The sequence below is a fragment of the Moorena sp. SIO3B2 genome (assembly GCF_010692525.1).
Taxonomy (GTDB): Bacteria; Cyanobacteriota; Cyanobacteriia; order Cyanobacteriales; family Coleofasciculaceae; genus Moorena; species Moorena producens.
Genome location: NZ_JAAHHE010000381.1, coordinates 1 through 5555 on the forward strand (window position 1 = coordinate 1; position 5555 = coordinate 5555).

Genomic DNA, 5555 nt, shown 5'->3' on the forward strand with positions numbered 1-5555 from the left:
TAAGCATTTAGCAGTCAGCAGTCAGCAGTCAGCTTAAAATCAACCTCGTTCCCGGGTGTAGTAATTAGTAAGTCCAGTAGGATGGGTTAGTGATAGCGTAACCCATCATTAATTGACGGTTAGTCTGGTAAGCACAAAAGTGCTGGAGTTCTTGAGCTTGCTTGGTTTCCTAAGCATTTATCACAGCAAATGCTCTGGGGGGTGGAGGCGATTGCTCTTCGTGAAGATAGATGGAAAAAACCAATACCATGTTATTCCCCGTACTCGACCCAGCCAATAGTGATTGGGATTTCGCTGAAGTTTGGATTGACCCCATGCTATCCCCTCCCTACATCCTGCTGTTACTGGGTAATTCATCAGGTAGTTGTTGTGTGTACGATCCTGCTGAGAATTACAAGGTTGTGTTTAGTGGAGCAACCTATGATGAAACCCAAACTTGGCTGTTAGAAGATGAATACGAGCCAATGGAAGGGCGACTTTCAGCATCGGAGTTATAAAGATTCCTGGTCATTCCAAATTCGCGGGTTTCACGATTCGAGCTTGGATCGTAAGCCCCTCGTCAAGCTCACAATAGCTTGCTTAGCACTCTGTGGAGTTAGATGAAAGTTGACAATAGTTTCAGCTAGCCATTCGGCACCACCACCTAAAATCACCTGCCACACAGCAGCAACCCCTTCATCTTTTTCTACCATAGTCACTCTACCTACTAAATTCTCGAAAGCAGCAGTAAGACTGACTATACCTCCACCAGCAAAAGGTTCAAAAAGTTCCTTGTCTGTACCACCTTTATTATACAACCATTGGCGAATTTGGGGTATTAGCCAAGTTTTACCACCAGCATAGCGAAATGGGCTACGTTGGGGGACACTGGCTACATTGATGACTTTTTTAGGACTGGTGAGAGAGGCAGTATTAAATAGCTCAAGTTGAGTCATTGGCTTATCCTTTATTGCGCTGACCCTGGTAATCCGAAGACCTCTGCAAGAGGATTGTTGGAGATATAAATCTACTCATAGTACTTATGCAAGTCTAAGACTACCGCAAGAAGGTCAAGATATTGATTGAAGTTCTACTGCGAAGGGTGACACTAGATGATTGGCAATATAGTCAGCAGCAATCAGCCGTCAGCTGTCAACTGATTGCTGATTGCTGATTGCTGATTGCTGATTGCTGATTGCTGATTGCTGATTGCTGATTGCTGATAGCTTACCCTCGATTCGATCTCAATAATTCTTTCAGCAAAGTCAATAACTTAGCCGGGCGACCTGCTATCGCTGGCTCCGTTAGAATACCTTGGGTTGGGCTAAACAAAAATGCCAGGAAAAATAAGCTAAAGATTACCATTACAATTGCTGGACCTGATGGCCAATTAAAATAATAGCTTATATACATGCCACTGACACTGGAAATAATTCCAATCATTGAGCCTAAACCCATCATATGATGTAATTCTTTGACTAATAAATAAGCGGTAGTCGCGGGTCCGATTAACAGAGAAATAACCAGCAACACCCCTACCGTCTGCATACTGGCGACAATGGTGAGAGTAATCGCCAAGATTAACCCGAAATAAATTAGTTTTACCGGTAAACCGCTAGCTTGGGCTCCCAAGGGATCAAAGGTATAGAATAATAGCTCTTTATAGAATAACTTTGTTAATAGTAAAATTACTCCTGTAATCACCAGGGTTTGCCAGACATCTGCTGGTCTCACCCCTAAGATGTCACCAAAAAGAATATCTTCTAAGTCAAGTTGGTTAGTTTTCAGAACCGTAATTAGGATGACTCCTAAGCCTAAAAAACTGCTGAGGGTCAACGCCATTGCTGCATCGACTTTGACTCGGGTACGCTTAGGAATCACCGCTACAACTAAAGCGCTAATGATACCTACAATCAATGCACCAATAGAGATATTTATTCCTAAAAAAAATGCGATTGAGAGACCAGGTAAAACCGAATGGGCAATCACACTACTAATCAGGCTCATTTGTTGTACTATTAAGTAGCTGCCTACCACTGCGCCTAATATCCCCAACAGCACAGCCGTTGCGATCGCATTCCGCATAAATTCAAAACCTAGGGGCTCAATCAGCCAATTCATAGTAAATAAAAGGGAGTCGGGAGTCGGGAGTCGGGAGTCGGGAGTCGGGAGTCGGGAACTTGGGATCAAAAATTATCACAATTGATTTAGGAAACCTATAATTATAACCAACTAATGATAATTGATTTAAATTTAGGATGAAGTATTATTTATTTTTTCAATCTTGAAAACATTGTCAATGGTTTTACCAGCTGTTTTATCCTCCCATCCTAGGGCTGTTAAAAATTGCTCTGCTGAGGTCGTTTCTACAACATCAACTCCCCATTCTCCGGTTTGGAGAGTATCAGGAGAATTACTTAAGGGTGGAGTTTTCTTTAAACCTCCTAATATTAAGATATCTGGCAAAAAATCCCCCTTTTTTTGACTAATCCGCTTCTCTACTAGAGCTTGAGCACACAATTCTCCAACTTTAGGTGCAGTAAACTCTTGAGTAGGGAATAAAATTTCAACCATCCAATGGGGATGATCTAATTTACGACACTTTAAGGATGGATAGTTACTTAATCCTTCAGCAAATACCTGAGTGAATTCTTCCCGGTTTAGTTCAGGAAAACTATCTTCTGATAGTTCAAAGTTATGGGAAAGCAACATCCGACCAGTTTGAGAGTCAGTCATAAGTCCTGTGATATCCTGTTTGATCAATTTTCCAGCCCAGCAAGAATCAGTATATATTAGGTTGGGTTCATTGCTGAACAGTGAACCCTATCTAACATGTATTACTCTCCTACTCTGGGACTGACAGACTTAGCAGGCTCTGCACTCAGAACTAAGCACTCAACACTCAGCCCTCAAGCTGCGGCCAAACTCATCACCTTACCATAAGCCTTGCTCAGGTTTTCCGGTGTCAGCACTTGGGCCCTTGAACCCACAGCAATCAGTTGCTTATTCAATAAAAGGAGTTGATCATAATGAGCTAAGGTTTCTCCTAAGTCATGGCTGATCACTAGTAAGGTTTTGTCTTGGGATTTAAGTTCACTAAAAACCTCAAAAATAATGTCTTCCGTCTTTTTGTCGATGCCCACAAATGGCTCATCAAAAAATAATAACTCCGCTTGTTGAGCTAGAGCCCGCGCTAAAAATACCCGCTGCTGCTGTCCACCAGAGAGTTCGCCAATTTGACGGTGGCGATACTCGAACATACCCACCCGTTCTAACGCATTCTTAACAATTTCCTTAGATTGGCGACTAGGAGACCTAAACCAACCGGTGTGGACTGTACGACCCATCATCACTACATTCCATACCGTAATCGGATAGTCCCAATCAATTTGCGATCGCTGAGGAACATAAGCGACTCGTTTTAATTGACTCCGGAGGGGACGGGCTGCCAATTTCACTACCCCATTCACTGCTGGAATCAGTCCCAGCATCGCCTTCACCATAGTACTTTTGCCAGCACCATTGGGCCCCAGTAAACCAGTTAATTGTCCTGGCTGGAGGGAGAAGGATATATCACAAATAGCCCAAGTGTCTCGGTAACAGACTCCTAGGTTATGGACTTCTAACATTAGGTTTTGTGAGAACGACTACCACTATCATAGTTTAGCGTGGCTGCAACTGATTGTCGTTCTCAGCTAAGCCTTGTAAAATGATTCTTGTTCTTGATCCCTACTAATTTAAACGGGTTGATCTATGCTGAAACCCTTACCAGTTAAACTTCCTAGCATCTTAGCTAGTGCTGCTGTCGCCCTTGGGGTAGCACTAGGTGGTTGTAGTCAAAGCAGTGAAACCTCATCAAGGGAGAAGCCACTAGTGGTAGCATCCTACAGTGTGCTTTGTGACTTAACAACAGAAATTGCCCAAGATACCATTGATATGGCCTGTCTGATTGAACCAGGTCAAGACCCTCATACCTACAAAGCTACCACCTTAGCTCGCCAATCCCTAGAGCAAGCCCAACTAGTTCTATACGGTGGCTACGACTTTGAACCAGAAGTTATTAAATTAGTTCAAGCCACTAATACACCAGCTCCTAAAATAGCGGTGCATGATCAAGCTGTGCCTAGTCCAATTATGGCGGAAGCACATCACCACGATGATCATGAGCAAGAAAAGGATGACCATAAGGATCACCATAAGGATCACCATGATGATCACCATGACCATGAGGAAGAAAAGACAGGATCCGCTCACAGTGATGAGGAACTAGAGCCCGACCCCCATATTTGGCATGATGTCCAAAATGGTATCAAGATGGCAGAAGTAATTCGTAGCCAACTGGCAGCACTTAACCCAGATGATCAGGAATTGTATGCCAAGAATGCCAAACAGCTAACCACTGAACTGGAACAGTTGGATGCTTGGGTCAAAGCACAAGTTGCTACCATACCCAAAGGGCAACGCCAACTAATTACTACCCATGATGCCCTAGGGTACTACATTAACGCTTACGGTTTTTCTGATTCTGATGCGTTGCAAGGGCTTAGCGCAGAAGAAGCACCGACAGCAGCACGGGTGAAAGAACTGGTACAGAAGATTAAGAAAAGTAAGGTACCAACAATTTTCGCCGAAGTAACAACAAATGATAAGGTTATTGGCACTGTCGCCAGAGAAGCAAAGGTTAAACTCTCAGACCAAAAGTTATTTGCAGATGGTCTAGGAGAAAAAGGGAGTGATACTGGAACTTATATTGGCATGATTACTAGCAATACCTGTGCCATTGTAGATGGTTTGGGGGGAAATTGTTCTTCTTTTGCTGCCAAAGCTGCTAAATGATTGCTGATATATAGCGTTAATTGCATGTATGAGGTACAATTATTAACCTCAAAGTCCCCCTTTTTAAGGGGGATTTAGGGGGATCCATTTGTAAGTCATGAGTCCTATAAACGCTATAATTTTCCTCGAATACCGTTGCCACTAAATCCGCCAGTTTTGTAGAGGCGATCGCCCCCACTAACCCTGCTTCCTGACTTCTAGGATTTAGAGGTATTAGATTCAATGGCGATCGCCAACCACAGGAAGCATCTCTATGGACTTATAGCGTTAGGATACGGCTGCGGTAACACATCACGGCACTCAGCAAACACAATAAAGCGCTCAATAAACCAATCATTTGATAACTGTCAATATTAATAGCACCCAGAGAAAATCTCCATACTCCTAATGTAAAATTTAAATAAAATCCAACAAATAAGGGTACTAGATTGCCCAGCATCATTCCGGTACTATTGAAGAAAGCCAATGCTGTAACTGCCGATCGCTCCGTGGCAGTATTGTGTACGCCAACGAGCAATGCCATTTTCAATCCCGATTGTAAAAAGCCAGTAATAATAGCAATTAAGACCAGGCTGAGAGATGACAACTGCCACCAACCATAGGAGAATTCAATAGGTTGCACAAATAGCCATAGCACTCCGACAGTTGCCAGCATTAAGACGATAATATATATGGTACGCATAAAGCCAATCCGATCTATGAGTCGCCCCCAAATTGCTATCCCAGTCAGAGTTCCTGCT

General features: G+C 43.1%; 7 protein-coding genes. 2 read left to right on the forward strand and 5 right to left on the reverse strand.

Features of this window, described 5'->3' with window-relative positions:
* The first annotated feature begins 230 nt into the window (after window positions 1-230).
* Window positions 231-497, forward strand: coding sequence for a hypothetical protein (locus tag F6K38_RS34145; protein WP_008185476.1), 267 nt, complete (start codon window positions 231-233; stop codon window positions 495-497).
* A gap of 30 nt (window positions 498-527) precedes the next feature.
* On the opposite strand, the gene F6K38_RS34150 is transcribed toward F6K38_RS34145, so the two are convergent.
* The 4 genes from F6K38_RS34150 to F6K38_RS34165 form a co-directional block, all read right to left on the reverse strand.
* Window positions 528-935 (reverse strand): DNA adenine methylase, encoded by a 408-nt coding sequence (locus F6K38_RS34150; protein WP_008185477.1) that lies wholly within the window; start codon window positions 933-935, stop codon window positions 528-530.
* A gap of 271 nt (window positions 936-1206) precedes the next feature.
* Window positions 1207-2100: a metal ABC transporter permease gene (locus F6K38_RS34155; RefSeq protein WP_287255989.1), complete on the reverse strand. Its 894-nt coding sequence runs from the start codon at window positions 2098-2100 to the stop codon at window positions 1207-1209.
* A 132-nt stretch (window positions 2101-2232) separates the two neighbouring features.
* Entirely contained in the window at window positions 2233-2715 is a 483-nt protein-coding gene (locus tag F6K38_RS34160; protein ID WP_008185480.1) for a DUF2656 domain-containing protein, read from the reverse strand.
* Window positions 2716-2888: 173 nt separating this feature from the next.
* Window positions 2889-3608 (reverse strand): metal ABC transporter ATP-binding protein, encoded by a 720-nt coding sequence (locus F6K38_RS34165; RefSeq protein WP_008185482.1) that lies wholly within the window; start codon window positions 3606-3608, stop codon window positions 2889-2891.
* Between the two features lie 124 nt (window positions 3609-3732).
* On the opposite strand from F6K38_RS34165, the gene F6K38_RS34170 reads away from it, so the two are divergent.
* Window positions 3733-4815: a metal ABC transporter solute-binding protein, Zn/Mn family gene (locus F6K38_RS34170; protein ID WP_008185484.1), complete on the forward strand. Its 1083-nt coding sequence runs from the start codon at window positions 3733-3735 to the stop codon at window positions 4813-4815.
* A gap of 259 nt (window positions 4816-5074) precedes the next feature.
* Here F6K38_RS34170 and F6K38_RS34175 read toward each other — a convergent pair.
* A partial coding sequence (locus F6K38_RS34175; protein WP_287359531.1) for a hypothetical protein occupies window positions 5075-5555 on the reverse strand: 481 nt, incomplete at its 5' end.

Bases quoted from the DNA above. Each gene is read 5' to 3' on its own strand.
- F6K38_RS34145 (WP_008185476.1), top strand. From the start codon at position 231: ATGGAAAAAACCAATACCATGTTATTCCCCGTACTCGACCCAGCCAAT.
- F6K38_RS34150 (WP_008185477.1), bottom strand. From the start codon at position 935: ATGACTCAACTTGAGCTATTTAATACTGCCTCTCTCACCAGTCCTAAA.
- F6K38_RS34155 (WP_287255989.1), bottom strand. From the start codon at position 2,100: ATGAATTGGCTGATTGAGCCCCTAGGTTTTGAATTTATGCGGAATGCG.
- F6K38_RS34160 (WP_008185480.1), bottom strand. From the start codon at position 2,715: ATGACTGACTCTCAAACTGGTCGGATGTTGCTTTCCCATAACTTTGAA.
- F6K38_RS34165 (WP_008185482.1), bottom strand. From the start codon at position 3,608: ATGTTAGAAGTCCATAACCTAGGAGTCTGTTACCGAGACACTTGGGCT.
- F6K38_RS34170 (WP_008185484.1), top strand. From the start codon at position 3,733: ATGCTGAAACCCTTACCAGTTAAACTTCCTAGCATCTTAGCTAGTGCT.